Annotated in this window: 26 protein-coding genes; 22 read left to right on the top strand and 4 right to left on the bottom strand. The window is 59.8% G+C overall.

The genetic code is table 11. From position 1 onward, the window contains the following. Window positions 1–122: 122 nt before the first annotated feature. From L6R21_00285 to L6R21_00235, 11 genes are all read left to right on the top strand, one after another. Window positions 123–479, top strand: a complete 357-nt coding sequence (locus tag L6R21_00285; protein MCK6557610.1) for a hypothetical protein — start codon at window positions 123–125, stop codon at window positions 477–479. A gap of 439 nt (window positions 480–918) precedes the next feature. Then, on the top strand, window positions 919–1,896 hold the full coding sequence (locus L6R21_00280; GenBank protein ID MCK6557609.1) for an N-acetylmuramidase domain-containing protein: 978 nt from the start codon (window positions 919–921) through the stop codon (window positions 1,894–1,896). Between the two features lie 87 nt (window positions 1,897–1,983). Beyond that, window positions 1,984–2,223, top strand: a complete 240-nt coding sequence (locus L6R21_00275) for a hypothetical protein (protein MCK6557608.1) — start codon at window positions 1,984–1,986, stop codon at window positions 2,221–2,223. Then, on the top strand, window positions 2,216–2,944 hold the full coding sequence (locus L6R21_00270) for a hypothetical protein (GenBank protein ID MCK6557607.1): 729 nt from the start codon (window positions 2,216–2,218) through the stop codon (window positions 2,942–2,944). The genes L6R21_00275 and L6R21_00270 overlap by 8 nt, the downstream gene beginning before the upstream one ends. A 313-nt stretch (window positions 2,945–3,257) precedes the next feature. Then, window positions 3,258–4,505, top strand: a complete 1,248-nt coding sequence (locus L6R21_00265; GenBank protein MCK6557606.1) for an efflux RND transporter periplasmic adaptor subunit — start codon at window positions 3,258–3,260, stop codon at window positions 4,503–4,505. A gap of 41 nt (window positions 4,506–4,546) precedes the next feature. After that, entirely contained in the window at window positions 4,547–5,212 is a 666-nt protein-coding gene (locus tag L6R21_00260) for an ABC transporter ATP-binding protein (GenBank protein ID MCK6557605.1), read from the top strand. A 26-nt stretch (window positions 5,213–5,238) separates the two neighbouring features. After that, window positions 5,239–6,486 carry an ABC transporter permease gene (locus L6R21_00255; protein MCK6557604.1) on the top strand — a complete coding sequence of 416 codons (1,248 nt, stop codon included), beginning with the start codon at window positions 5,239–5,241 and terminating at the stop codon, window positions 6,484–6,486. Beyond that, on the top strand, window positions 6,483–7,679 hold the full coding sequence (locus L6R21_00250) for an ABC transporter permease (GenBank protein ID MCK6557603.1): 1,197 nt from the start codon (window positions 6,483–6,485) through the stop codon (window positions 7,677–7,679). The genes L6R21_00255 and L6R21_00250 overlap by 4 nt, the downstream gene beginning before the upstream one ends. Window positions 7,680–7,830: 151 nt before the next feature. Beyond that, window positions 7,831–8,403: a sigma-70 family RNA polymerase sigma factor gene (locus L6R21_00245; protein ID MCK6557602.1), complete on the top strand. Its 573-nt coding sequence runs from the start codon at window positions 7,831–7,833 to the stop codon at window positions 8,401–8,403. Then, window positions 8,400–8,867, top strand: a complete 468-nt coding sequence (locus tag L6R21_00240; GenBank protein ID MCK6557601.1) for a hypothetical protein — start codon at window positions 8,400–8,402, stop codon at window positions 8,865–8,867. The genes L6R21_00245 and L6R21_00240 overlap by 4 nt, the downstream gene beginning before the upstream one ends. Continuing rightward, entirely contained in the window at window positions 8,864–9,178 is a 315-nt protein-coding gene (locus L6R21_00235; protein ID MCK6557600.1) for a YbjQ family protein, read from the top strand. The genes L6R21_00240 and L6R21_00235 overlap by 4 nt, the downstream gene beginning before the upstream one ends. A 172-nt stretch (window positions 9,179–9,350) precedes the next feature. On the opposite strand, the gene L6R21_00230 is transcribed toward L6R21_00235, so the two are convergent. The 4 genes from L6R21_00230 to L6R21_00215 form a co-directional block, all read right to left on the bottom strand. Continuing rightward, entirely contained in the window at window positions 9,351–11,744 is a 2,394-nt protein-coding gene (locus L6R21_00230; GenBank protein ID MCK6557599.1) for a M1 family metallopeptidase, read from the bottom strand. 69 nt (window positions 11,745–11,813) lie between these two features. Further along, entirely contained in the window at window positions 11,814–13,283 is a 1,470-nt protein-coding gene (locus tag L6R21_00225) for a hypothetical protein (GenBank protein ID MCK6557598.1), read from the bottom strand. Further along, window positions 13,280–14,587, bottom strand: a complete 1,308-nt coding sequence (locus L6R21_00220) for a ParA family protein (GenBank protein MCK6557597.1) — start codon at window positions 14,585–14,587, stop codon at window positions 13,280–13,282. The genes L6R21_00225 and L6R21_00220 overlap by 4 nt, the downstream gene beginning before the upstream one ends. Beyond that, complete coding sequence (locus L6R21_00215) at window positions 14,584–15,009, bottom strand: SAM-dependent methyltransferase (GenBank protein MCK6557596.1); 426 nt, start codon at window positions 15,007–15,009, stop codon at window positions 14,584–14,586. Before L6R21_00215 ends, L6R21_00220 begins: the two co-directional genes overlap by 4 nt. Window positions 15,010–15,173: 164 nt before the next feature. Here L6R21_00215 and L6R21_00210 point away from each other — a divergent pair, with 164 nt between their 5' ends. The 11 genes from L6R21_00210 (at window position 15,174) to rny (ending at window position 25,925) form a co-directional block, all read left to right on the top strand. Further along, a complete protein-coding gene (locus L6R21_00210) occupies window positions 15,174–15,749 on the top strand; it encodes a hypothetical protein (protein MCK6557595.1) in 576 nt (191 codons plus the stop codon). 62 nt (window positions 15,750–15,811) lie between these two features. Further along, window positions 15,812–16,108 (top strand): DUF971 domain-containing protein, encoded by a 297-nt coding sequence (locus L6R21_00205; protein ID MCK6557594.1) that lies wholly within the window; start codon window positions 15,812–15,814, stop codon window positions 16,106–16,108. 143 nt (window positions 16,109–16,251) lie between these two features. Beyond that, complete coding sequence (gene miaB / locus L6R21_00200) at window positions 16,252–17,607, top strand: tRNA (N6-isopentenyl adenosine(37)-C2)-methylthiotransferase MiaB (protein MCK6557593.1); 1,356 nt, start codon at window positions 16,252–16,254, stop codon at window positions 17,605–17,607. A gap of 257 nt (window positions 17,608–17,864) precedes the next feature. Continuing rightward, window positions 17,865–19,031 carry an acyl-CoA dehydrogenase family protein gene (locus tag L6R21_00195; protein ID MCK6557592.1) on the top strand — a complete coding sequence of 389 codons (1,167 nt, stop codon included), beginning with the start codon at window positions 17,865–17,867 and terminating at the stop codon, window positions 19,029–19,031. Window positions 19,032–19,124: 93 nt separating this feature from the next. After that, on the top strand, window positions 19,125–19,538 hold the full coding sequence (locus L6R21_00190) for a DUF2203 domain-containing protein (protein MCK6557591.1): 414 nt from the start codon (window positions 19,125–19,127) through the stop codon (window positions 19,536–19,538). Window positions 19,539–19,638: 100 nt separating this feature from the next. Beyond that, a complete protein-coding gene (locus tag L6R21_00185; protein ID MCK6557590.1) occupies window positions 19,639–20,781 on the top strand; it encodes an efflux RND transporter periplasmic adaptor subunit in 1,143 nt (380 codons plus the stop codon). Next, window positions 20,738–21,985, top strand: a complete 1,248-nt coding sequence (locus L6R21_00180; GenBank protein ID MCK6557589.1) for an ABC transporter permease — start codon at window positions 20,738–20,740, stop codon at window positions 21,983–21,985. Before L6R21_00185 ends, L6R21_00180 begins: the two co-directional genes overlap by 44 nt. After that, window positions 21,982–22,662 (top strand): ABC transporter ATP-binding protein, encoded by a 681-nt coding sequence (locus L6R21_00175; GenBank protein ID MCK6557588.1) that lies wholly within the window; start codon window positions 21,982–21,984, stop codon window positions 22,660–22,662. The genes L6R21_00180 and L6R21_00175 overlap by 4 nt, the downstream gene beginning before the upstream one ends. A gap of 18 nt (window positions 22,663–22,680) precedes the next feature. Beyond that, the gene (locus tag L6R21_00170; GenBank protein ID MCK6557587.1) at window positions 22,681–23,505 is read left to right on the top strand and encodes a hypothetical protein; all 825 of its coding nucleotides are present in this window, start codon (window positions 22,681–22,683) and stop codon (window positions 23,503–23,505) included. 378 nt (window positions 23,506–23,883) lie between these two features. Further along, window positions 23,884–24,306 carry a hypothetical protein gene (locus tag L6R21_00165; protein ID MCK6557586.1) on the top strand — a complete coding sequence of 141 codons (423 nt, stop codon included), beginning with the start codon at window positions 23,884–23,886 and terminating at the stop codon, window positions 24,304–24,306. Window positions 24,307–24,374: 68 nt separating this feature from the next. After that, window positions 24,375–25,925 carry a ribonuclease Y gene (rny, locus tag L6R21_00160; GenBank protein ID MCK6557585.1) on the top strand — a complete coding sequence of 517 codons (1,551 nt, stop codon included), beginning with the start codon at window positions 24,375–24,377 and terminating at the stop codon, window positions 25,923–25,925. Window positions 25,926–26,107: the final 182 nt, after the last annotated feature.

The following is a 26,107-nucleotide window of genomic DNA, read 5'->3' as shown; positions in this document are numbered from 1 at the left end:
GAAAACCGATATCCTGGTGCTTCGCTGCCGCCAACCGCTGCCGCTTGACTGAATACGAGGACTTTTCACCGGCGGCGCCCGAACCGTTTCCGGCAACATTCTACAAACTTGGGAGGGTTCACATGCGCAGGTTCATCTCTGTTCTGATCATCATCACCGCGGGCTGGATGGTCTGCGATGGCACGCGCGCGCTGGTGGTGGGCGACTATGTCACGCCGGGCAGTGGCCCGCATGCGGGTCAGCTCGGGCCGTGGGCGAGTGTCGTGCAGGCGGTTGGTCTCGCGCCGCGCTCGCCGGCAATGAAGCTCATCTTCGTTGGCTATGGCCTTGCCTATCTGGCCGTGCTGGTGGCCTGGCTGATGCGCAGGCCCTGGGCGCGCTCGGCCTTGCTGGTCGTGGCCGTGCTGGGACTCTGGTATGTGCCGGTCGGCACCGTGACAAACTTGGTGGTCATCGCCTGGGTGTGGCTGCGCACGTGAAGCCAGCATTTTGTTACTTTGATTTGTGTAAGTGATTGCGAGTGTCATTCGGAAGGAATCTTGTGAGGCACTTGGCACCGTGCTCAACTCTTCACAGGATCCTTGCAGGATGACAGCGATAGTGATTTGCTTTGCAAGGTAACGGCATACCAGTTCGATCACCGAAGATTGCCGGTGGACCATGCGGCCTCGGCTCTGCTTGACCGGCCAGGGTGTTGCTGGCCGGCAAGACACGAAGATAGCAGCAAGAAACTGGTGATTGCTCACTGCAATCGCTCAAACCGCGCGCGGCACAAGCTGAGATCACCGCCCTAATTTGCCGGCCACTTCGCACCAGCCGGCGGCCGGTCTGCAAATCGAAAGCCTGCGCCGTATTGGCAGGGGGAAGGACTTTGCGGTTTCAACGGCAGGATTCACCATCACTCTGGAGGAAATCGTCATGAACATCACCAATGATCCGCGCATCGAGCGCATTCTCACTTTGCCGGAGGGCAGCACGGCGGAGTGGAAAAGCGATCTGCGCCGGCTGGAATCCGGCGATGCGACGCTGACCCGCAAATCCGCGGGCGAGGCTTCCATCAAGGCGGTGCAGCGCTTGCTGATCTTCCTGGGCTATTCCACCAGCTCCACCGGCGCCTTTGCCATCGACGGAGATTTCGGCCGCGGCACCAATCGCGCGGTGGCGCAGTTTCAGTTCGAAAATAGCTTGAACTCCAATTTACGGCGCAGCATGCTGTGCTACGACTGCACCTGGCAGACGGCGAGCAAGAACATTGTGGCGATTCCGGACACGCGCTTGACGGTGGCGACGCTGGAGAAGATGCTGCAAACCGCCCTGCGCATGATCGAAACCAGGAATCTCATGTGCGGTGATTTCGAAGAGGCGCTGTTTCATCTCAACGGCCTGCATCGCTCGCAGTTTCTGCCCTGCAAGGAAATCCTCAACCGCTATGGCACACTGGTCGACGCCGCGATTCAGGGCGTGCGCAGCGAGCAGGGTTTCGCCATTGTGCCGGAGTGGATGCTCGCGATCATCAAACAAGAAACCGGCGGTGTGGTGCGGCCGCGGTTCGAGCAGCATTATTTGTCCCGTTTCAACCAGCAGGAGCCGCGGACGGATTTCGTCGAACTGCGTTACCGCTCGATGAGTTTCGGCCTGGGCCAGATCATGGGAGAGAACTACCGGCGGGTGGGCGCGGCCTCGGCGCATGCGATGTTCACCAGCCCGCTGGCGGATCAAGTCCTGTTCGTGGCGCGCTTTCTGGCGCAGCGCCGCGAAGTCGTCATCAAAAGAAATCCCAGCGAAGCTGATTTTCACACCCTGGCGCGCTTCTACAACGGCCCGGGCTATGCCTCGCATTTCTACCATGAGAGCCTGGCGACCTGGTTCAAGGAGTTTCGCCTGCTGCTGAGTTGAGCGGCCTGGCCGCCCTGCAAGCGTAAACAAAATCGCGCGGCGGCAATCGGCACCAGCCGCTATTCCACCCCAGTGAACGGAGGCAGTATGACTGAGCACAATCGTGAAGAAACGGCCAAGCTGGCGCGCGGCGCCAAGTGGGTGATTCGCCAGCTCATTCTCGAAGTCGAGAGCCGGCAGACGGAAATCGAGTTGTTCGATGCGCAAGCGGAAGGATTCGCCGTGTCGTACCGCCTGCTGGCCGGTGAAGAGGCCGTGGTCGCAGAGTTTGCGCAGAAATTGGGAATTGCGAAGACCGGCAACCGCCTGGAGGTGAAGCATGGCTGAGCGCAAAGGCCTGTTCGCCTGGATCATCACGGCACTCGTCGTTCTGGTGGGATTGGCAGTGGGCTGGAGCATCTGGAATTCGCTGCGCGACACGCGCGCCAAACTGCAGGCGCAGACCCAAAAACTCGAAGAGCTCCAGCGCAAAGACGCGGCGCTGCAACGCTATGCCGACAGCCTGGACGCGGTCATTGCCGATTCCCGCCGGCGCGAGGCCGAGCTGGCTGCGGCGCGCGAAGAGTTGGCGCGCGAACTGGCGAATTTGGAAAAGGAATATCGCCGCACTCTGGCGCGCCTCGACAAGCTCTGGACGGCGACAGAAGTCAATCACGAACTCGATCAGGCCTTTCCGCATTGGGCCGGCCAGTTTTGGGAAGCCACCCGGCCAGACGGCGTGCACGCGCTGCTCGCCCCGCGTTTCTTCGGCGCGGAAGTGGCCGAAATCAAAACCGAGTTGGACAAGCGCCAACGCGAAGTGGCGCTGAAGGACAGCACGATCACCACCTGGCAGCAAACGGCGGCGGAGCAGGACATTCAAATCCAGGCGCTCACGTTGAAAGCCGACAGCCTGCGCAGCACTTACGAAAATCTCAAAACGGAATACGCGGAGCTTGACAAGAAATACCGCAAAGAAGTCGTCAGCCACTGGTTCAAATTCACGCCGGGCAACGCCCTGAGCGCGGCCGTGGGTTTTGGCGCCGGCTATTTGGTCGGAAAGAAATAGCGGCTCGGCGTACTGGAAAATCGATTGAGGGCAAGAGCAACTGTCTTGCCCTCAATTGAACTTGCCACCTCGAGCTCAGCCTCGTTGCAGCATTCTCTTGGTGAAATTCACATTTTCATTCCAAGATTTGCCTCCGCTTGTTGCGCGTCACTCTCACCGCGGCACCAACCGCTTCTGAACACTCACTGTTCAGAATTGAACATCCCTTCTTTTCACCTGCATCTTCCAACTTCCACCAAAACCGAAGCTTGCAAAATGGTATGCCGCTTGCAATCAGGCCGGATGAATCCAAACAAGGTGGAAGGAAACCGACATGGATCGTCCGCTCGACGCGGCATTTCAAAAACAGCGGCTCACCCGGCGCTATCTGCGTCTGGGCGCAATCGTGCTGCCGGTGGTGGCGGTGCTGCTCTGGCTGCCGAGCTGGATGACGCCCAGCGTGAGCAAGAACCGCATTCGCACCGCGCGCGTGGCGAGCGGCCCGATTGCCGCGACCATCTCCGCGGCCGGCACCGTGGTGCCCGAGTTCGAGCAGGTGATCTCCAGCCCGATTGACACGCGCGTGCTGCGCATTCTGCAAACAGCAGGCGCCGCGATTGCCGCCGGCGAGCCGATTCTGCAGCTCGACGTGAGCGAGGCGGAACTGGCCTGGTCCCGGCTCAACGAGCAGCTTGGCCTCAAAGAAAACCGCCAGGCACAGCTCAAGATCGACCTGGAACGCACGCTCAACGATCTGCGCAGCCAGTTGCAGATCAAACGTCTGCGCGTCGAATATCTCCAGGCGAGAGTCGCCCAGGAGGAAAAGTTGTTTCAAATCGGCGGCAGCAGCAAGGAGCTGGTGCGGCAAGCGAAGCTGGAACTGGAAATCGCCCAGCTCGAATTGGCACAACTCGAGAGCTCGATCGCCAACACCCAGCATTCGCTGCAAAATCAGTTGGAGGGGGTGACGCTGGAGACCCGCATCACGCGCGGGGAACGCGATGAGGCTGCGCGCCAGCTCGCACTGGCAGCCACCCCAGCGCCGCACGCCGGTGTGCTCACCTGGGTGGTGCCGCAGGAAGGCGCAACGATTCGCAAAGGCGAAGTCGTCGCCAGGATTGCGGATTTGCGCGCGTTTCGCGTGGAGGCGACGATCTCCGATGTGCATGCCGTGCGACTGGCAGCCGGATTGCCGGCCCAAATCCGGCTCAGCGATGAGGTGTTTCTCAACGGCACGATTGCGAGCGTCCTGCCCACGATTCAAAACGGAATCGTCACTTTTTACGTGAGTCTGGAGGACAAAACCAACAGCCGGCTGCGTGCGAACCTGCGGGTCGACGTGTTCGTCGTCACTGCGGCCAAAGACCGTGTGCTGCGCCTCCAGCGCGGCGCCCTGCTGGGCAGTGAAGGCGACCAACAGGTGTTCGTGGTGCGCGGCGGGGTTGCGGTGCGCACACCCGTGCGCGTCGGGCTGGTGGGCTTCGAGAACCTGGAAGTCGAGGCCGGACTGCGGGAGGGCGACGAAGTGATCATCTCGGATATGCAGGATTTCGCGCATCTGCGGGAAGTGAAAATCAAATAGCACACGCTGTTCCACCGGTGGTGCATGGCAACGGAGGCAATATGATTCAACTCGAAGAGGTCGAGAAGGTCTACCGCACCGACAAGATCGAGACGCTGGCGCTGTCGCGCTGCAACCTGCAGGTGCGGGAGGGCGAATTCATCGCGGTGATGGGGCCGTCCGGCTCGGGCAAGAGCACGCTGCTCAATCTCATCGGCTTGCTGGACGAGCCGACCAAAGGCCGGATCATGCTCGACGGCAGCGCCGTCGCCTCATTCCGCGACAAGCGGCTCGCCCGGCTGCGCAACGAATACATCGGCTTCATCTTTCAGAGCTTCCACCTGATCACCGATCTCAGCGTGGTGGACAACGTGGAGATTCCGCTGCTCTACCGGCGGATGTCGAACAGCGAACGCCGGCGCCTGGCTTTGGCGGCGCTGGAGCGCGTCGGTTTGACCTCACGCGTGCATCATTTTCCCTCGCAACTCTCCGGCGGACAGCAGCAGCGCGTCGCGATTGCACGCGCCATCGTGGGCCGGCCGAAAGTGCTGTTGGCGGACGAACCCACCGGCAATCTCGACAGCCACATGGGCGATGAGATTATGAGCATCCTGTTTGAGCTTAACCAAAACGAGAAGACCACCGTGGTGATGGTGACCCACGATCCCCGCCTGGGCGAAAAGGCCGAACGCATCGTCAGGCTGTTTGACGGCCGGCAGGTCAACTGAGCGGCGCCGGCCAGCAAGGAGAACTCATGCTCAAGAACTATTTGAAAATCGCCATCAAGGTTTTGCTGCGGCGGAAATTCTTCACTTTCATCAGCCTGTTCGGCGTCAGCTTCACGCTGGTGGTGTTGATGGTGGCGAGCGCGCTGCTCGACCATGCTTTCGGTCCGCTGCCGCCGGAAGTGCGCACCGACCGCACGCTCGGCATCTACACCGTGCGGATGGAACTCACCAACAGCTTTGAGCGCACCGGCGCCGCGCCTTACTGGTTTTTGGATCGCTACGTGCGCACGCTCGCCACGCCTGCAAGAGTTTCCCTCTACTCCACCCAGCGCAGCGTGGCCGCGTACGTGGCGGATGAAAAGCACAGCCTCTTTCTCAAACGCACGGACGGCGAGTTCTGGAACATTCTGGATTTCGAGTTTCTCGAAGGCGGGCCGTTCACCGCCGCGGACGAACGCGAGGCGAACTTCGTGGCCGTGATCAATCGGGCCACGGCTGAGCTGTTTTTCAAAGGGCAGCCGGCCGTCGGCAAGACCATCGCAGTTGACGGCCAGCGCTTTCGTGTGGTCGGCGTGGTGCCGAATATTCCGATCTTCCGCGTCACTTCGTTTGCCGACGTCTGGGTGCCGCTCAGCACTGCCAAATCAAACGGCTATCTGCGCGATGCGACCGGCGATTTTCTGGCGTTGCTCCTGGCGCGCACTCCCGGCGATTTGCCCAAAATCAAGGAAGAGCTGCAAACCGCGCTGGCGCGCGTGGAGTTTCCCAATGCGCGCGAGTACAGCCGGATCATCACTGCTGCCGAAACCCTGTTCGAATCCGTGGCGCGCGGCATGTTTGGCCGCGACCGCGACGCACGCAACTACGCCGGCTATCTGCTCGGATTGCTGCTCGCGCTGGCGGTGCTGTTCATGCTGTTGCCCGCCATCAATCTCATCAACCTCAACGTGAGCCGCATTCTGGAGCGGGCCTCGGAGATCGGCGTGCGCAAAGCCTTCGGCGCCTCGTCATGGACGCTGGTGGGGCAGTTCGTAGTGGAGAACGTCCTGTTGACCTTGATCGGCGGCGCGTTCGGCTTTGTCGCCGCGCTGTTCCTCCTGAACGCCCTCACCGACAGCGGGCTGATTCAGTATGCCCACTTTCAGATGAATTACCGCATCTTCCTCTATGGCCTGACGGCCGCGCTGTTCTTCGGCTTGTTTTCCGGAGTCTATCCCGCGTGGAAAATGTCGCGGCTGCATCCCGTTGACGCATTGCGAGGGCAAAGTCTATGATCAAACATCTCTTCAAGCTGGTGTGGAATCGCAAGCGCTCCAACTTGCTGCTCATGCTCGAAATTTTCTTCTCGTTCATCGTGCTGGTCGCGGTGATGACGCTGGCCGCTTATTATCAAGACAACTATGGCCGGCCGCTGGGATTTGTCTATGAAAACGTCTGGAACATCGGCATCGACATGAACACCGCCACGGACGATGTCTGGTCTGCCGAGATGGTCAGCACCACCCGGCAATTGTTCCTGGCGCTGCAGGATTTCCCCGAAATCGAATCGGCCTGCGGCGCATTGAGCACACCCTACGGCCTCGGCTCGCGCCAGTCGGTGAATGAATTCAAGGGCCGGCGCGTCGAGATGGAAGTCAATGAGGTCACCGACACTTTTCTCCAAACGCTGAACCTGCAATTGCTGGCCGGGCGCTGGTTCGATCAGACGGATGATGCCTCGAATTGGAAGCCAGTGGTGATCAACCAACGGTTGAGCCGTGAGTTGTTTGGCCATGACGATCCCATTGGTCGCCCGTTCGAACCCTGGTCCTCACAGGAGGAAGAAGTGCGGGTAATCGGCGTGATCTCGGATTTTCGCCGCGACGGCGAGTTCGTCGGCCCGGGAAATTATCTGTTCGAGCGCAAGCGTTTGGACGACCCGCGCAATCGTCCACCCGCGAATCTGTTGATCAAAGTTCGCCCGGGCGCGAGCGCCGCGTTCGAAGAGCGGCTGGCGGCCCGGCTGGAGGCAGTGGCCCGGGAATGGTCTTTTGAAATCCAGCCGCTCACGCACAAGCGCGAGGTGGCGATGAAGTTGCGCCTGGTGCCGGTCATTTTGCTCGGGTTGATCGCGGCTTTTCTCATGATCATGGTCGGCTTGGGTTTGGTGGGGATCTTGTGGCAAAACGTGACCCAGCGCACGAAGGAAATCGGCTTGCGGCGCGCAAAAGGCGCAACGGCCGCGGCGATTCACAAACAAATCTTGGGCGAGACGCTGGTGCTGACTTCACTCGGCGTCGTGCTGGGCGTGATCCTGGTGGTGCAGTTTCCGCTGCTCGATCTGATCAGCACCGTGAGCGTGAAGGTCTATGCCCAGGGTGTGTTGCTGGCGCTGCTGGTTCTCTATGGACTCACGCTGGCGGCGAGTCTGTACCCGAGTTGGCTTGCCACCAAAGTGCGGCCGGCGCAAGCGCTGCATTACGAGTAATCGCGGCCGCGCTGCACAACAGGTCGCTTCTTCTTTCCCGCCAATTTTTGCCTGGCAAATCTCCCCACGGTTGCTGTTATTCTCTCCGAAAAAGTGCTGCGCGGCGCCGAATAAAACCGGCGCTGCGGTGTTTCATTCTCGCAAACAACATATGCCGGAATCCGAAGCGGAAAACGATCATGGGCTCGTTCTGCGCAGCCAGCGCGGCGAGGCGCACGCTTTTGGCCTGTTGGTGCAACGCCATATGCAGCGGGCTTATTTCACTGCTCTGGCGTTGACCGGCTCGCCGGAGGACGCGCGCGATCTCTCCCAGGAAGCGTTCGTGCGCGCCTACCGCGCGATCGCGAAGTTCGACGCCGCGGCCGGCGCCTTCTTCACCTGGTACTATCGGATTCTCCGCAATCTCTGCTTGAATCTGCGGCGCGATCGTAGCCGGCGCGCGCGGCCCTTTGCAGAGATCGGGGAATCGGTGATGGAGCAGGTCGCGGCTGCAACGGAAGAAGACCCGGCCGTGCTCGCCGAGCGCAACGAGCTGCAGGACGCGCTCTGGCGGGCGCTGGCTTCGCTCAAACCGGCGGCGTGCGAGGTGATCGTGCTGAAGGATTTTCAAGGCATGTCTTACAAGGAGATTGCCGAGGCCCTGCATTGTCCGGTGGGCACGGTGATGTCGCGGCTGTTCGAGGCGCGCCGGCGGCTGCGCGAATTGATGGAGAATTATCTGTGATGCACCTGCCGGAATCCGAACGCGAACGGTTTCAACTCCTGCTCATGGCCGCGGTCGACGGCGAACTGGACGCCCAGACGCGGCCGCAGTTCGAGCATTTTGTGCAAAATTACCCGGAATGTCAGGCTGAATGGCTGAAGTATGCCAAGCTGAAGGAGGTGACGCAAGCCATGCAATTCAAGAATCCCCCGCCGGAAGTTTGGGAGAACTACTGGCGCAGCGTGTACAACCGCCTGGAGCGCGGCTTCGGCTGGATTTTGCTCTCGCTCGGCGCGGTGATTTTGCTGACCTATGGCGGCTACCAAGCGATCGTGGCGCTGTTGGCCGACACCGAGGTCGAATTGGTGATGAAGATCGCAATTCTGGCGGTGATCGCCGGTGCCGCGCTGTTGCTGGTTTCCGTGTTGCGCGAAAAACTGTTTACGGCGCGAACCGACAAATATCAGAAGGAGATTGAGCGATGATCGTCGTCACTGCGAGCACGGTGGCGGGCAAACGGATCGTGAAAACATGCGGCCTGGTGCGCGGCAACACCATCCGGGCGCGGCATATCGGCAAAGACATCGTGGCCGTGTTCAAGAACATCCTGGGCGGCGAAATCGAGGAATACACCAAGCTGCTGGGAGAATCGCGCGAGCAGGCGCTCGACCGCATGATCAGCGAGGCGCAAGCCCTGGGTGCCAACGCCATCGTCGACATCCGTTTCTCCACCAGCTACATCATGGCCAATGCCGCCGAGATTCTGGTGTATGGCACCGCCGTGGTGATTGAATAGGCCGGCCGCTTCCGGAGTACGCCTGGCCGGTTGAAAATGCCCACCCGCAAAAAAATCCCACCACAGCGCAAGGCCTTGCTGTGGTGGGGTTCGAGCATTCTCCGCTGAAAACGCTGCGCCGCCCAGGCAAGGATTGCACCGCGCAGCAAGCGCCCAACCGGCGGCCTGCCGATCACTGGCTGCCCGAGGGGCTTTCTCCGCTTTTGCCTTCCCGCGACCGAGTCGTTTCCCGCCGATTCATCTCGTCGATCCGCTGCTGGCGCTGCATGGGATTCTCCGGCTCGCTTTCGCGCTGCTTGAACAGTTGAAAGCGCGTGGGGCTGGGCCGCGGTGGCCAGTGGTTGTTGCTCAGATCGGTGTCCGCGGTTTCGAGAAAGGGATCGAGCGTGACGCCGCGCATCTCCCTGGCGGTGACGAAAACCTTGCTGATCTGCTTATCGTTGTAACGCCAAATCTCCGCCGGCAGGCGGTGTACTTCTTTCGCGCCATCCTGATATTCGAATTCTAAAATCAGCGGCGTCACCAACCCGCCGAGATTGGCGAAGTGCAGCTCATAATAATTGTAGCCGGCCCGCAGCAGTTGTTTTTCCGTTTCCTCCAGCGTGCCGAGATAACGCTCGAATTCTTTGCGGTCGAGAATCGAAACGGCAAAAGGATCATACTTGTTGTAGAAATCCTGCAGGCTGGTGTCGCGCTCGATCATCGTGGCGCTGATAGTCCGCCGGTCGCGCAGTTCGCCGAGAAATTGCGGCTGCTCTTGCAGGTTGGATTTGGCCAGCGGCTTCTCCAAGTCGGGATCCTGCGTGTCGATCTTGTACCAGTTCACCGCGGTGAGCGCCACATCGACGTGCTCAGTGGAATAGAACCAGCCCCGCCAAAACCAGTCGAGATCGACCCCGGAAGCGTCCTCCAGCGTGCGGAACAAATCTTCCGGCGTGGGCTGCTTGAACCGCCAGCGCTGGGCATAGGTTTTGAAGGCAAAGTCAAACAGCTCGCGACCCATCACGGTTTCGCGCAGAATGGTGAGCGCGGTGGCGGGCTTGGCGTAGGCATTTTCACCGAATTGCAGCAGCGATTCGGAATTGGCCATCACCGGCGTCTGGCGGTTGCGGTCGCCCTTCATGTAGTCGACGATTTTGGCCGGCGGCCCGCGCCGCGAGGGATAATCGTGCTGCCATTCCTGCTCCGCCAGGTATTGCAGAAAGGTGTTGAGCCCCTCATCCATCCACGTCCATTGCCGCTCGTCCGAGTTCACGATCATCGGAAAAAAGTTGTGCCCGACTTCGTGAATGATGACGCTGATCATGCCGTACTTGGTGCGCTCGCTGTAGGTGCCGTCCGGTTCCGGCCGGCCGCCGTTGAAACAGATCATCGGGTATTCCATGCCGATGCGGTCGGCGTGCACCGATATCGCCACCGGATAGGGATAATCAAACGTGCGAGCCGAATAGGAGCGCAACGTATGCGCCACGACTTTGGTGGAATACTGCTCCCACAACGGATTGCCTTCCTTGGGATAGAACGACATCGCCATCACCGTGCGACTGCCGAAGTTTACCGGCAGGGCATCCCAGATGAATTTGCGCGAGCTGGCAAAGGCGAAATCACGCACCTGCTGCGCGCGGAAACGCCAGGTCTTTTTGTGCGGGCTGCGGGATTTTTCCGCGGCCGTGGCCTCGGCCGCGGTGACGATCATCACCGGTGCCGCCGCGCTTTGCGCCTGTTGCCAGCGGCGGCGCTGTGCCGGCGTCAGGACTTCGGCGGCGTTTTGCAGCTCGCCGGTGGCAGCCACGACGTGATCGGCCGGCACGGTGAGGCTGACGGAGTAATCGCCGAAGCACAGCGTGAATTCGCCGGCGCCGAGAAATTGCTTGTGCTGCCAGCCCTGCGCGTCGCTGTAGACCGCCATGCGCGGATAGAACTGCGCGATGGTGTAGAGATAATTCTTGTCGGCGGGGAAATACTCATAGCCGGAGCGGCCGCCCATTTTCATGCGGTCGTTGAGGTTGTACCACCATTTGAGTTTGAGCACGTAGCGGCCCTTGGGCAGCAGCGGTTGCGGCAGATCGACGCGCATCATGGTTTTATTGATGACATAAGGCAGGTCGCGGCCGACGGCGTCACGGACATATGCGATTTTGAAGCCGCCGTCGAAATCGAGGTGCAGCCGCTGCAACTCACTGAAAGTCATGTTATCGGAGATGCTGCTGGTCTGTGTCTTATAAGTGTCGGAATCGCGTGCCCGCCGGTTTTGATCGAGCTGCAGCCAGAGGTAGGTCAGGGCATCCGGTGATTCGTTGTGGTAGGTGATGGTGCCGGTGCCGGACAGGCGCTGGTGTTCGTCATCCAACTCGACGTGCAGGTCGTAGTCGGCGCGCTGCTGCCAGTAGAGATGGCCGGGCGCGCCCGCAGCGGTGCGATAGACATTCGGACTGCGGAACTCCTCGTACAACTGCCGGAATTTCTTCTCGGCTTCGTTGACGGGGTATTCGTCTTGCGCCCAGCCGGCAGACGGATGGCTCCACACCAGCCACACGCACGCCAGCGCCAGCATGCTGTGCTTCATGTTCATCTCCCTTGCGTCTGATTTGAAAGGAATTGTGATTCACGGTGGGAAAATGCTAATGCATAGGACTTATCGCGTCCCGGCTTTCATGGCAGCAGGTTTTACGCCGCCACGCCGGCCGATGCCATAACCAACACGATACACGTCAGGAATATTGATCCGGTTTCCCGAGACTTGCTGCATCAAACCAAGGTCGATCAGATCTTTCAAGACGCCTTCCGTGCCACGGGCGATATTGGGGGGAAGCACCCGCTCCTCAGCTTCTTCGATTTCTTGTTTGAGGATTTCTAGAACCTTCCCCTTTGTCCAGACATGCTCAATATCCTTGATCGGGCAGGGGACTGAGATGGCGGACAATGGCTTCAACAAATGTTGAACCCAGGGATAGTCTTCCTTCATTTCCTTCACTCGAATTTGCGAGGCCGCCTGCACACCCTGTTTGATGTCTTCATAGTGCAGTGGGTTTTGCTGGTCTGGCCGTTGGCGGTGGACCAATGCCGCGTGCCGTACCGCTGCCAGAAAACTGCGCGGGCTGACTTCGTTTCTCGTGTCGCCGAGATGATTGGGCAGCCAGGTATAGGGAAAACCGCGACGCCGATCGCGCCCCATGTAAGGTCCGGTGATGGAATGTAAGATTCTGCGTTGCTGCTCGTCGTCACGCAATTCCTCCGGCACCATCCATATTCCTTCCGATTGTTGCCAGCGAACGCCGATCATCCGGCTGGTTCCCTCGCGGAATACCTCGCCATCATCGGAATTGGAAAGATATTGCCACAAAAGAGCATAGAGTTCATGGCGCGGCCAGTAGAGATCGGTTTTGGACGAAAGAATCTTAGAAGAATCGGGGAAGGAAGTCACCTCGGGCGCTTCCATTTGATCGGGCCGCACAAACACTTTCAGCCGGATTCTGCGATAGGACCTGATCTCCAGGGCGATTTGCAGAAGTTCGCGCAGAAGACGATTCCTCACCGTCCAGTCATTCGCGCTACGGTCAAGGGCGTCGAAGAGCACGAGATGATGGATGCCCTCGGACTCCAACTTCTCATCTGCTTTGTAGATGATGTTCTCTACCGCCTCGGCATTGTCCTTCAGCCAGGCAGTCCGTTCTGCCCAGGTCTCCAACCTGCGAAAATTCTCGGGAGATTGCTGTTGGGCAATATGCCGGAAGATAATCGTTTTCCAGATGAAGCGCGTCTCGAATCCTTTCTGAAGAAGCGCGTTGATGACATCCTTGCCGGGAAAGCGTTCCGGCTCTGGTTTTTCTCCGAAACCAGCCGAGACCTGTGTCTTCCGGCCCAAGCCGATGGCGCTGCCGATGACGGCGCGATTCGCTTCGTCCTGCAACACCGACCACCAGAAACTCTTGCCTGCGCCACGAATGCCGACCACCAGCATGTTTTCCGGCCGCAGCGCCCGGACATGCGCCGCCGGCAGATAGGTGTAGCGCAATTCCGGCGGGGTACCATGCAGCGAGGTATCATCAGGCAGCGCCTTCTTGATGACCTCACGGATTTTGTCATCGAAGACGAATTCAGTCATTTGGCGTTGTCCTCATCAACCCCGGCAAAGACCAGACGATCGGCACGATCCATAAACAAGCCCATCGCTTCTGCAGCCATTTTCCCTTCGATTCCTTCAGCTTGGGCACAAGGCTCAAACTCCTGCAACGCCCGGTGCCAGAAAACCGGCGCAGGATAGTGCGGGGCTTCTTCATCATTGAGATCGAAGGTGAACGCATCGGCGGCCTCTGCAGGGACTTCATCATAAAGACCTTCCCGAAAAAGATCCCATGCATGCTCTCGAAATCGTTTCAAATGCTCGCCGCGGTTTGTTTCCGGCACCATGGCGGCCACGATTTGCATCCTTTGCCGAAGGTCGGACAGCCGGGCGTGCCGCTTCCAGTGATTAAAAAGAAAGGAATAGGCTCTCCACGTCTGGGCGCTGTCCACAGCAAACAGAAGGGAAAAGGCATTCATCCGGGTAATCGCGACGGCAGCGATATCATGGACACCCGCGCGGCTGTCGAGCAGGACAAGGTCGGGTTGCTCATTCCGCTCAAAACTCGTCACCATCCATTCCAAACGCTCTCCCCAAGAAGCAGCCTCGGCTGACTGTGCGTAACAGCGCGCCAGCTTGGGGAGATACTCGCCAGTTTTGCTGCCGAAAGCGGGTACGATCTTGATATCGCCTCGAGATCCCGATGCCAGCGGACTGACCGCGAGCATCTCCGGCGTGATCAGATCACCCTGCCCAACGCCGTCTTCGACGAACCAGTCAACGATGCCGAAGTCCGGCATTGCCTCCAGCGGCAGCAGAGTGCTGCTGACACCCGGACTTTCCAGATCGAGGTCGAACACCAAAACCTTTTTGCCGCGCTGCGCCAGATGCCACGCCCAGATGATCAGTGCTGTGGATCTTCCGACACCGCCTTTGACTCCGAAAAGAGTAGCGCGAGGATTCGAGTTTTGAGATGCAAAGGGATCCTTCAACCAGTCTTGGCCCGTGATCTGCCGGTCCAAAAGGTGGATTGTCATACCGTCACTCTGATCGAGCGCAAAGCGATCACTCAACTCGTTAGCAGCAACGGCAAGGGCTTCATTGTACAAAATCATCTGCTCCGGAGGAAAACCGTATCCTCCCAGAGCTGCACTCAAAGCAGCAGCCAGGCGTTTGATCGTCCGTTCCTTGTTCCGATAATCGACTGCGCTTCCGGGAAGGAGGAGGCGAATCCGGCCACGAAAATCCCGCACAAGAGTGATTTCCTGGGCAAGGCCGTGAAACTGTTTGACGGTTTCGAGCGCCTTTGTGAGTGCTTGTTCAAAAAAGACGGGGTGTCCGCTCATTTTATCACTCCATCCAACTCTGCAATTTTGAGCACGGCCCGGGCTCTTTCGGCGCCATCCTTGTGTTGATCAGCCATCTCCCTGGTTATTTCTGACCGATGATGGTACCGTTGATTCACATCCCAACTTTGAAACGGATTCAATTGCGGGTCCATCAGCACGGCATACTTGGCGGCTTGACGGCCACTGGCAAACGCCGGGAATTGCATCCACAGCTTGTCAATATGAACAGCGTAAGGAGCTTCCGGCTTGTCTGGCTTCTTCGGATCCATTCCCATGCCCAGAGCCAGCATGACCGCTTTGAGGGCGCATTCGGCAGAGAGTCCGAAAAGATGATCTGCATTCGCCCAGCGTCCCACAGAATGGAGATGGTTGGCATCTTCGAAATGGCGCGTGGCCGCGTCCCGGTAATCGACGGGCATTGCTTTTCACCGTTCTCCCTTGTGCCCATGATTTCGCACCCCGCCTCGGCACACCGCCCAAACCCGGGAAAGTCTTGCTGCTCCCAAGAAAAGACTTGAAAATCTGGAGTCAACGAGTAGATTACCGCTTCCAGACTACGCCCGCAGACGGAGGTCGCTTTGCCATGCTCGTTACTATTGTCAAAGCTAAACGAAATTTCTCACAATGCAAGCCTGAAATGCCGGGACGGCGGCGGCGTTTTGCCCGGAGATCCGCCATCCTGTTTGGCCTGCTGCTCGCCGCTGCCCTGCTGGGCTTTCGCCATCCTTTTCATGTCAGCGTTTGCCAGGTGGATCACAATCCGCAAACCCAAGCGCTCGAAATCACCTTCAAGATTTTCACCGATGATCTCGAAGAGGCACTGGCCGCGCAGGGCGCGCGCCGGCTCTTCCTCGGCGACGCGCGCGAGTCGCAGGCGGTGGATCGCTATCTTTTCAACTATCTCAAACACGCCGTGGTGTTCGTCGTCAACGGCGATACCGCCGCTTTTCAATACCTCGGTAAGGAAATAGAAACCGACGTGACCTGGTGCTATGTCGAGATTGCGAAGATCGCGCAGGTGAAAAAAATCTCCGTTACCAGCCGGCTGCTGCATGAAATCTTCGAGGATCAAATCAATCTCGTGCACGTCAAGGCCGGCGGCAAACTGAAAAGCCTGCAACTGCGGCGCGGCCAGGCCACCGGCACGCTGGAATTCTAACCGCAGCGCCACGCCGGCGATCGCGAAACCACGCGCGCCCGGCGAGAGACACAGGATCGAACATGCCCACTCCGATCAACATTTTTCCGATTGACAACCAGACGCTCGGTATCGACTGGGACGACCACAGCCGCACCACCTATGGCCTGCGTTTTCTGCGCGGGAATTGCCGCTGCGCCGCCTGCGTCGACGAAGTCACCGGCCAGCGCCTGGTCTTCCCCGAACACATTCCGGAAAATATCCGTGCGCTGGAGGCCAGACCGGTGGGCCGCTATGCCATCCAGTTCCTCTGGTCCGACGGCCACGAGAGCGGAATCTATACTTTCGACTACTTGCGCGAGCTTGTGCAAAAAAGTTGAAACTTGCCGAGGAATGTGCTATCTTGCCGACCCAATTGCCTGCCGTGCGGCGAACCGGTGGCCAGCCGGTTGCAGGCCGGCGGCGGCAGCGGACACAACTGCGGCAAACCATTGCAAAACTCGCACGCAACCCTAGCGGAAGCATGAAGATCTATCTCGAAACCTACGGCTGCCAGATGAACGAGTATGACTCGGAGGTCATTCGTTCGATTCTGCGCCAGCAGCAACACGAGTTCACCGACGTCGAAGCTCACGCCGAGGTGGTGTTGCTCAACACCTGCGCGATTCGCGAAAACGCCCATGAAAAGATCTTCAATCGCCTCGAACACCTGCGCGGTTTGAAAAAGCGGCGCAAGGGCAATCTCGTGGTGGGCGTGCTGGGCTGCATGGCGCAAAACCTGCGCGCCGAGCTGGCGGAGCGTGCCGGTGTCGTCGATATTGTGGCGGGGCCGGACAGTTACAAGCGTTTGCCGGCGTTGATGGCGGCGGTGGTGGAGCATCGCGAAACCGCCTTCGACTTCTCGCTGTCGGAGTACGAAACCTATTCCGACATTGCGCCGCAGCGCCAGCCGGGCGTGAACGCGTGGATTGCGATCATGCGCGGCTGTGATAATTTCTGCACGTTTTGTGTGGTGCCCTACACCCGCGGCCGGGAACGCAGCCGCGAGCCGCGCAATATCGTGGCGGAGGCCGAACGCATCGCCGCCGAAGGCTTCAAGCAAGTCACGCTGCTCGGCCAGAATGTCAATTCCTACCGCTACGAGCAGTATGATTTCGCCGATCTGTTGCAAATGGTGGCGGAGGTCGAGGGGCTGCAGCGCCTCCGTTTCACCTCGCCGCATCCCAAGGATTTTCCGCGCAAGCTGCTGCACACCATGGCCGCCCACCCCAAGCTCTGCAAGCACATTCACCTGCCGCTGCAGGCCGGCAGCAACGCCGTGCTCGAACGCATGAATCGCAACTACACCCGCGAAGAGTTTATGGCTTTGGTCGCGGAGATTCGCGACACGGTGCCCGAGGTGTCATTGACCACCGACATCATTTGCGGCTTCTGCGGCGAGACCGAAGCGGACTTTGAAGAAACGCTGCGCGTGGTCGAGCAGGCGCGCTTTGACTCGGCGTTCACGTTCAAGTACAGCCAGCGCAAGCATACCATTGCCGAGCGCAAATACGCCGACGAGGTTCCGGAAGAGGTCAAAGTGGCGCGGCTCATCCGATTGAATGAATTGCAGCGTGAGATTTCGCTGGCGCAAAACGCCCGCGAAGTGGGCCGCGTGCACACCGTGCTGGTCGAAGAAGTGAGCAAGAAGCGGCCGGACGAATGGCTCGGTCGCACCGATCAAAACAAGGGCGTGGTGTTCGCCGGCAGGGTCAAGCCCGGCGATTTGGTGAAGGTGCGGATCGAGTCCTACGGCACGAATACGTTATTGGGCTCGATCGTGGGCGATTATCGCCATCGCTTTCGCATTCACCTGGAAGCGCAAACGTGTTGCGCTTGAGGGAAAAAAACGGCCCGCGGAGTTGCTGCAACAGCTCATGCTTCATGCTATTGCCAGCAATGATGCGCTGACGTACAAGCGAGGAAGAGGCCTGAGGTAACTGGGTGCCTTCGTGGTCGAATTCGTTTGCGGCGCGCCCGCCGCGAGGTCACTTCCAGGGCTCGTTGCAGTGATCGTCGCCGCCGAAGTGGCGGCGCAAAGATGCGCCCGACTGCTTTTTCCTCCGTGCCAATTGAATTCTACTCGTCCGCGCGACCATGTCCACTCTCAATCCTTTCGATTTCTACAACATTGAGGCTTCGCTCTCCGACGAAGAGAAAGCCGTGCGCGATCAAGTACGGGAGTTCGTGCACAAGGAAGTGAAGCCGATCATTCGCGATCACTTTCGCGAGGGCACATTTCCAAGCGCTCTCGCCAAACCGATCGGGGAGATGGGCCTGCTGGGCGCCAACTTGAAAGGCTATGGCTGCCCGGGCTTGAACAATGTCGCGTATGGCCTGATCATGCAGGAACTGGAGGCCGGCGACAGCGGCCTGCGCAGTTTTGCCTCGGTGCAGGGCGCGCTGGTGATGTATCCGATCTGGGCATTCGGCAGCGAGGAGCAGAAGCAGAAATATCTGCCGCGGCTGGCGAGCGCGGAGTGGCTCGGCTGCTTTGGTTTGACCGAACCGGACTACGGCTCCAATCCCGCCGGCATGATTTCACGCGCCGAACGCACAGAGGGCGGCTTTGTGCTCAACGGCCGCAAGATGTGGATCACCAACGGCACCCTTGCCGACGTGGCCGTGATTTGGGCCAAGCTCGCGGGCACGGTGCGCGGCTTTTTGGTGGAGAAAGGCAGCAAGGGCTTCCGCCAGCAAAAAATGCACGGCAAGCTTTCACTGCGCGCCTCCGACACTGCCGAGCTGCTGTTGGATGATTGCCATGTGCCGGCGGCAGCCATGCTGCCGCACGCCGAGGGATTGAAAGCGCCCTTGCGCTGCCTGAGCCAGGCGCGCTACGGCATCGCGTGGGGCGTGTTGGGTGCCGCGCTGGCCTGCTATCAGGAGGCGCTGGCCTACGCGCAGGGCCGCATCATGTTCGACAAGCCGATCGCCGCGTTTCAATTGACCCAGGAAAAATTCGCTCACATGGTGAGCGAGATCACCAAAATGCAGTTGCTCTGCCTGCAACTCGGCCGCTTGAAAGATCAAGGCCGGGCGCAGCCGGCGCAAATCAGCCTGGCGAAGCGCAACAACTGTCATCACGCCCTGGAGATCGCGCGCATGTGCCGCGAGATTCTCGGCGCCAACGGCATCATCGACGATTATGTCGCCATGCGCCATGCCGCCAATCTGGAAAGCGTGAAGACCTACGAAGGCACGCATGAGATTCACACGTTGATCCTGGGCCAGGCGGTCACCGGCATTCCGGCGTTTCATTGAAAATGGCCGCCGGGCAGGCAAGAGGACAAAGGACTCATTCTCCGGCAGGAGTTGTGCGCGAACCGATGTCTGATTCATCTCTTAGGAGGAAGCTTGAAGCAGTACGGTCAATTCACGGATGATGGCATGCCCCGCTTCACGCTCGAGCAGGCAAATCTGCTGTTGCCCAAGCTGATCGAGCTGACCGAGCAGGTGATCGAATCTTTGCAGGATGCCAAAGACCGGATGGAGTCCGAGCAGTTGTTCAATGAAGAAGATGCCCAACAGAGCTATGATCTGCAGGTGGCGTTGACGCTCGAGCGCTGGTCGCAGCAGGTGCTCAAGCTCGGCGCCTACCCCAAGGGCTATTTCACGGTTGATTTCAAGAGTATGATCCCGGAAACGCTGCTGTGCTGGACCTACGGCGAAACCAGGATCACGCACACCCACAAAGTCTGGGAGAATTTCAAGCATCGCCGGCCCATCGAACATCCCGAAGTCTATTCGTTTGCCTTTTCACTGAACTGAAGGTGTTGCAGCCCGCGGCGCGCCCGAACGTGCACGCAGCGGGGCGAATATGATTCCATATTGCACAGCAAGGCCTGGCTCGAATGTATGAATGTGACTGATGAAAACTGATTCCCCTCACTTGATTCTTCGTACCCGCCAAGAGGATTCCCCCCCAACACGGTTGCTGGCACAGGGGCGCCGGCTGCTGCCCTGGCTGTTCGGCCTGGTGCTGCTCTTCATCGTTTACCAAATGGTTGCCTTCCTGCGCCAGCCGCCGGCTGCCGAAGTGGCGCCGGTCCGGCAGGAAACAGTCGTGCGCGCGCTGGCGATCACCGCGCGCATCCGTCCGCGCTACACGAACCGGGTGACGCCGGTGGTTTCCGGCCGACTGGTCAAGCTCACCCGCGAGGAGGGCGAGGCGGTGCAACAAGGAGAAGTGCTGGCGCAGATTTTCGACGAGGCCGCGCGCGCCGCGCTGCGGCAGGCCCAGGCAGTGGCCGCCACGCAACAAGAGCGCTGGCTGCAGTCGCGCCGTGATTTCGAGCGCGCCCGGCAACTCCACGAGGCCGGGCTGAACTCTGCCGAGGAATTGGAAAACGCGCAACTCGCCCGCGAGCAGCAAGAAAAGGCGCTGCAACAGATGCAAGCCGCGGTTGCGGAGGCCGCCGCGCGGCGCGAAGACTATGTCTTGCGCGCGCCGTTCAACGGTTACATTCTCGCGCGGCCGGTGGACCCCGGGCAAACTGTGGGACCGGAAACCGTCATCTATGAAATCGCCACCACCGACCAGCTCGAGGTCGAAGCGGAAGTGGACGAGCAATATCTGAGCGAGCTCGAGCTCGGCATGCCGGCTACGGTTTCGCCGCTCGGCAACCACCGCCAGCTTTATGAAACCGGGCTGTGCTACATCGCCAAAGGTGTGAACACGCAGACGGGCGCGGCCATTGTCCGCTTCTGCTTTCTCGCGGCGCCGCCGGCACTGCCCATCGGCCTGTCGCTGGATGTCAATCTGATCGTGGCGCGCCATGAGAATGCCCTGACCGTGCCGCGGGCGGCAGTGGCCGGCTTCGGCAGCGCGCCTTATGTTTATGTGGTGAATGACGGCCGCACGGCGCGGCGGCCGGTGCAGGTGATCGACTGGCAATCCGAGCGCATCGTGGTGCTGAGCGGCCTGGCTGCCGGCGAGGCGGTGATCATGAATCCGAGGATGGTGTCCGATGGCATGGCAATTCGGCCGCGACCGTCTCAAACCGCGCTTTGAAATCACAGTCGCCTGGCGCTACTTGCGCAGCAGCCCGCTGCAAACCGGCTTGATTCTGCTTGGCATTGTGGTCGGCATTTTGGTCTACACCTTCATGGCGGCCCTGATCAACGGCTTGGCGAAGCGTTTGACCAACGACGTCGTGGGCAATCTCGCCCACGTCACGCTGGAGCCGCCGGAGCGCGTGCCGGCGCTGCTGCTCCCGCCGGCGGAAGGACGGACGCAAGTCGCGGTGCAGCGGCTGAATCAGCAGCGCACGGAGATCACCGGCTGGCGGCAACTGGTGACGACGATCGCGCAAACGCCGGGCGTCACCGTGGCCGTGCCGCAGGTGATCGGCAATGGCTTCATTCAACGCGGGGAGAAGATCGCGCCGGTGGCCATCACCGGTTGCGAGCCGGAGAATCTCTCCGCCATCATCGACGTGGCCGGCGGTTTGGTGCGCGGTTTGGCAACGCTGGCGCCCGGCGAGGCGCTGATCGGCGCGCGCCTGGCGGAGGAGCTGGGCGTCACCACCGGCCAGCGGCTGCAAGTGCAGAGCGAGCGCGGCCGCACGCGCGCCCTGATGATTCGCGGCATCTTTGACGTGGGCAGCGCCAGCGTCAACGAGCGCGTGGTGTTCGTGGAATTGGGTACGGCGCAAGCATTGATGGATCTGCAGGGCAGCGTCACGCAGATTGCGGTGAAGTTGCGGGACATTTTCGCCGCGCAACCGCTTGCCGGCCGGCTGGCCGGCAGCACCGGCCTGGAGGCGAAAAACTGGATCGACGAAAACCGGCGGCTGCAGGAGGGTTTGCGCTCGCAAGGCATGACCGGCGATCTCATCAAGATCTTCAGCCTGATGGTGATCATCATCGGCGTGGCGAGCAAGCTGCTGCTCTCCGCGGTGCGCCGCAGCCCGGAGATCGGCATCATGCGCAGCATGGGCGTGAGCAAAGGATCGATCATTTTCATTTTTCTGCTGCAAGGCTGGCTGTTGGGCCTGCTCGGCTCCAGCCTGGGCGCCGGCGTGGGCTGGTTTTTCTGTGAATTTCTGCGGGTGGTGACGCTGCGGCCCGACGGCCGCTCGGGCTTGCCCATTGATCCCGCACAAGGCGAATACGGCCTTGCCATCGTGCTGGCCACGCTGTTCAGCACGCTGGCGGCGATTCTGCCGGCGCGCGCCGCCGCCAAAGTCGATCCGGTGGAGGTGCTGCACCAATGAGGGAAATCGTGCTGCGGGCGCGGCAAATCGTCAAGACCTTTCACGACGGCGAACTGGATACGCAGGTGCTCAAGGGCATTGATTTGGAAATTGCCGCCGGCGATTTTCTGGCATTGATGGGACCGAGCGGCAGCGGCAAGAGCACGTTGATGGCGATTCTCGGCACCCTGTTGCGGCCGACCTCCGGCACCATCGAAGTGGCGGGCAAATCCACGCACGAAGTGGCTGATGCCGCGCTCACCGGCTTTCGCAACCGTCACCTGGGCTTCGTGTTTCAGTTTCATCATCTGTTGCCGGATTTCACCGCGCGGGAAAACGTGATGTTTCCGGCGCTCGCCTATCACGGCCGCGAGACCGCGCAAGCGCGGCAGCGCGCCACCGATTTGCTGCAACGCGTGGGCCTGGGCCACCGTCTCGATTACAAAACTCCAAAGCTCTCCGGCGGGCAAAAGCAGCGTGTCGCCCTGGCGCGCGCCGTGATGATGAAACCCGAGCTTGTGCTCGCCGATGAACCCACCGGCAACCTCGATCGCGAAACCGCCGGCGAAGTGATGGCGCTGTTGCAGGACATGCGCGCCCGCGAAGGCACCGCCTTCCTGATCAGCACGCATGATCCCCAAATCGCGGCGCGCTGTGATCGCGTCATTCAAATCGTGGACGGACGCATTCAATCCTGAAAGGCTGCGGGCACGCGCATGTTCAAGCTCGTCTTTTTTTCCCTCTTCAGCCATCTGGCCATCGGCGGTCTGTTGCCGCTGTTCTTCATTGCCCTCGAAGAAATCGGCACGATGTACTTTCGTTTGATCAGCCTGTTGGCGGCGCTGTTTCTGGGCTTCGCTCTACTCGCGCAGCCGTTCACGACTGCGCCGCCGGCTGTCGCACCGGTGCCCGGCTTCTCCCCCGGGCTGGTGTTGGGATTGTTGGCCGCCAGCATCGTGATGCTGGTTGCCGGCGCGATTGGGATCAAGTTCCTGCGCAAGAGTTATCTGTGGCCGGCATTCGGCGCCGGCGTGCTGGCGCTGCTCGCGAGTGCCTTCTTCTATCCTGCCGTCGCCGGCGCCACACCCTCCGCCTTCACGGTCAAGGCACTCAGCTTTGCCGGCTCGGCCTTTCTGCTGGGCAGCGTAATGACGGCCATGATCACCGGGCATTGGTACTTGGTGAATCATCGCCTGACGATTCAACCGTTGAAAATTGCTTCTCTGCTGTTTCTGGCGGCCGTCATCCTGCGGCTTCTGTTCGTGACGGGCTTGATGTCATTCAATGCGCTGGCAGGCGAAGCCGCCACGGTCACGGTCACCCGTAATTTGCTCAGCCTTTCCGGCGAGGGTTTGATCTTTTGGGCGCGTGTCGCGATCGGGCTGGTCGGCCCGCTGATCTTTGGCTTCATGGTCCATGCCACCGTGAAGCTGCGCAGCACGCAGTCTGCCACCGGCATCTTGTATGGCGCAGTGGTGATGGTGTTCATCGGCGAAGCGTTTTCGAAATTTCTCTGGTTTTTCACCGGCATTCCCGTTTAGCCGGCGGCAGATTGAGGTTGCGGTTGCGTCTTCGGACGGACATGAATGAGTGTCTATCCAGAAAGCACGGAACCGCCCGGGCGCTTGGCCCGGAGGCGTGCACCAGGCGAAGCGGACGCGCTCGCGTTCATGATCAAGCGCCCGGGAAGTGGTGTTTTTAGACGGCCACGAATTATGTCTTGATTTTCGGGTCTTAACGACCTATATTTTCGGCAATTTCGAAATGCAGGATGCCTGGAGGCGTGGCCGAAGAGCCTGTATTCTTTGGGATTGGCGAAACGCAGGCGCTGCAATCTGCGTTCGCCATTTCTGTTTCAAGTGGAGGTTACGGCTGCGACTCTGGCGCGAAGGCATCAGCTCATCTCAGGAGAGACAACTATGGATCTGAAGCCAATGGAAGAGCTGACCTTCCGGTTACGATTGGAACTCATGGTGTGTTTGTTCAACGGCCAGCCGCTGCGGCCCTTGCTGGACAAGCTCACCACCGCGCAACTGGTGCAAGCGCACAATTTTCTGTGGAACAAGCTGGTGGAGTTCCACTTCAAGACGCAGAAGGGAGAGTTCCATCGCGAAGAAGTCACGCGCAAAATGATCCCCTCGGCAAAATATCAAAAGCTGCAAAATTGTGATCTGCGCCTCGATTACTGCAAGGGCGTCGAGTGCGTGTGGTCGAACCCTGCTTGTGCGGGCAACAAGATCAAGAACAACATGGAAGTGATGGCCGAGCACATTCGCGGCTATTTGCGGCCGCACCTGGCGCCGGCCACTCCCGCCTTCGAGCACCAATATGCCGCCGCCTGAAGCCGGCGGGCGCATGCAGTGGACCGGAATCGCAATCGGGTTCCTCTTGGGACGAAGCGAGGAAAATCATGGAATCGTTTTGGATATACGGCGCCGTCGCCCTGACGGCTTTTGTCATAGCCTGGCTGCTGGCCAAATTCACCATTCATCGCCAACTCGTCAAAGCCCAGACTGCCGCGGCTGACGTTCTGGCGCAGGCCGAAAAGGAAGCGGAACGCAAGAAGCAGCAAATCCTGGTGCAGGCCAAACAGGAATGGTTTCGCGAGCGCGAAGAACAGGAGCAAAAGCTCAAGCAGCGCCAGCGCAAGGCCGAGCAGAACGAAGAGCGCCTCGAAGAACGCGAGAAGAAGCTCAACCGCCGCGATGACGCCCTCAAACAGCGCGAGGGCGCGCTGCAGCAGCGCGAAAGTGAGCTGGAAACCCATCGCCTCTCGCTCAAGGCCAAGGATGCCGAGCTGGAAAAGCTGATCGCCACCCAAACCCTCGAGCTTTCCAAAATCACCCAGCTTTCGCTCGAGGAGGCGAAACAACGCTTAATGGACAATCTGCGGCAGGAATTCAACCGCGAGGCCGCAGAGCTTTACAAAAGCATCGTCGATGAGGCCAAGGCCAATGCCACTCGCGAGGCCAAGCGCATCCTCACCATGACCATCGAGCGCATCGCCTCCGAGCATGCTTCCGAAACCTCGGTCTCGGTGGTGCCCATCCCCTCGGAAGATGTCAAAGGCCGCATCATCGGCCGCGACGGCCGCAACATCAAAGCCTTTGAACAGGCCACCGGCGTGAAGGTGGTGGTGGATGACACGCCCGAGGCGGTGGTGCTCTCTGCTTTTGATCCGGTCAAGCGCGAAGTCGCGCGGCTGGCGCTGGAACGGTTGATCGGCAACGGCAAAATCCATCCCCAGCGCGTGGAAGACGTGGTGGCCGCGTGCGAGGAGGAGGTGGAGAAGGCCATCTGGCGCGCCGGCAACGAAGCCGTGGCCTCGGTCGGCATCGGCAAGATTCACCCCGATCTCATTCGCGTGCTCGGCCGGCTGCACTTCCGCACCAGCTACGGCCAAAACGTGCTGGATCACTCCAAAGAAGTGGCCTTCATCTGCGGCGCGCTGGCCGCCGAGCTGCGGCTGGACGTGCGCATGGCCAAACGCGCCGGCCTGCTGCACGACATCGGCAAGGCCATCAGTCAAAATCAAGAGGGCACCCATACCCAGCTCGGCATGGAGATCGGCAAGAAGTACAACGAAGATCCCATCGTCATCAATGCCATCGGCTCCCACCATGAAGATATTCCGGCGGACAATTTGATTTCGCTGCTGGTGAGCGCGGCGGACGCCATCTCCGGCTCGCGGCCGGGCGCGCGACGCGACACGCTCGACGGCTATGTCAAACGGATTGACAAGCTCGAAAAGGTGGCGGATGGTTTTGATGCCGTGACCAAAGCCTATGCAATTTCCGCAGGCCGCGAAATCCGCGTGATGGTGCAACCCGAAAAGATCAGCGATGCGGAAGCTGAGCTGCTGGCCTCTGACATTGCCAAGAAGATCCACCAGGCGCTGGAATACCCCGGCCAAATCAAGGTCACGGTGATTCGCGAAACCAAGGCGACCGCGTACGCATAAATCGTAAGGCTGAATGTTCTTTCCCAGTAGACACTGTTGAATATGGCTTTCGCAGTTCACTTTTGACCTTTGGGAAGAGCTGCAAGCAGAGGTACAGAGTTGACCAAGCGAAGAAACAATGGATAGCCGCTATCAGCTCGTTGCATTGCGATATTACCTACAAGGACTGAAGAGGTAACAAC

The organism is bacterium, assembly GCA_023150945.1.
In the GTDB taxonomy this organism is placed as follows: domain Bacteria; phylum Zhuqueibacterota; class Zhuqueibacteria; order Zhuqueibacterales; family Zhuqueibacteraceae; genus Coneutiohabitans.
Note: the sequence above shows the minus strand (reverse complement) of the source record. Positions and strands in the feature narration are given on the sequence as shown.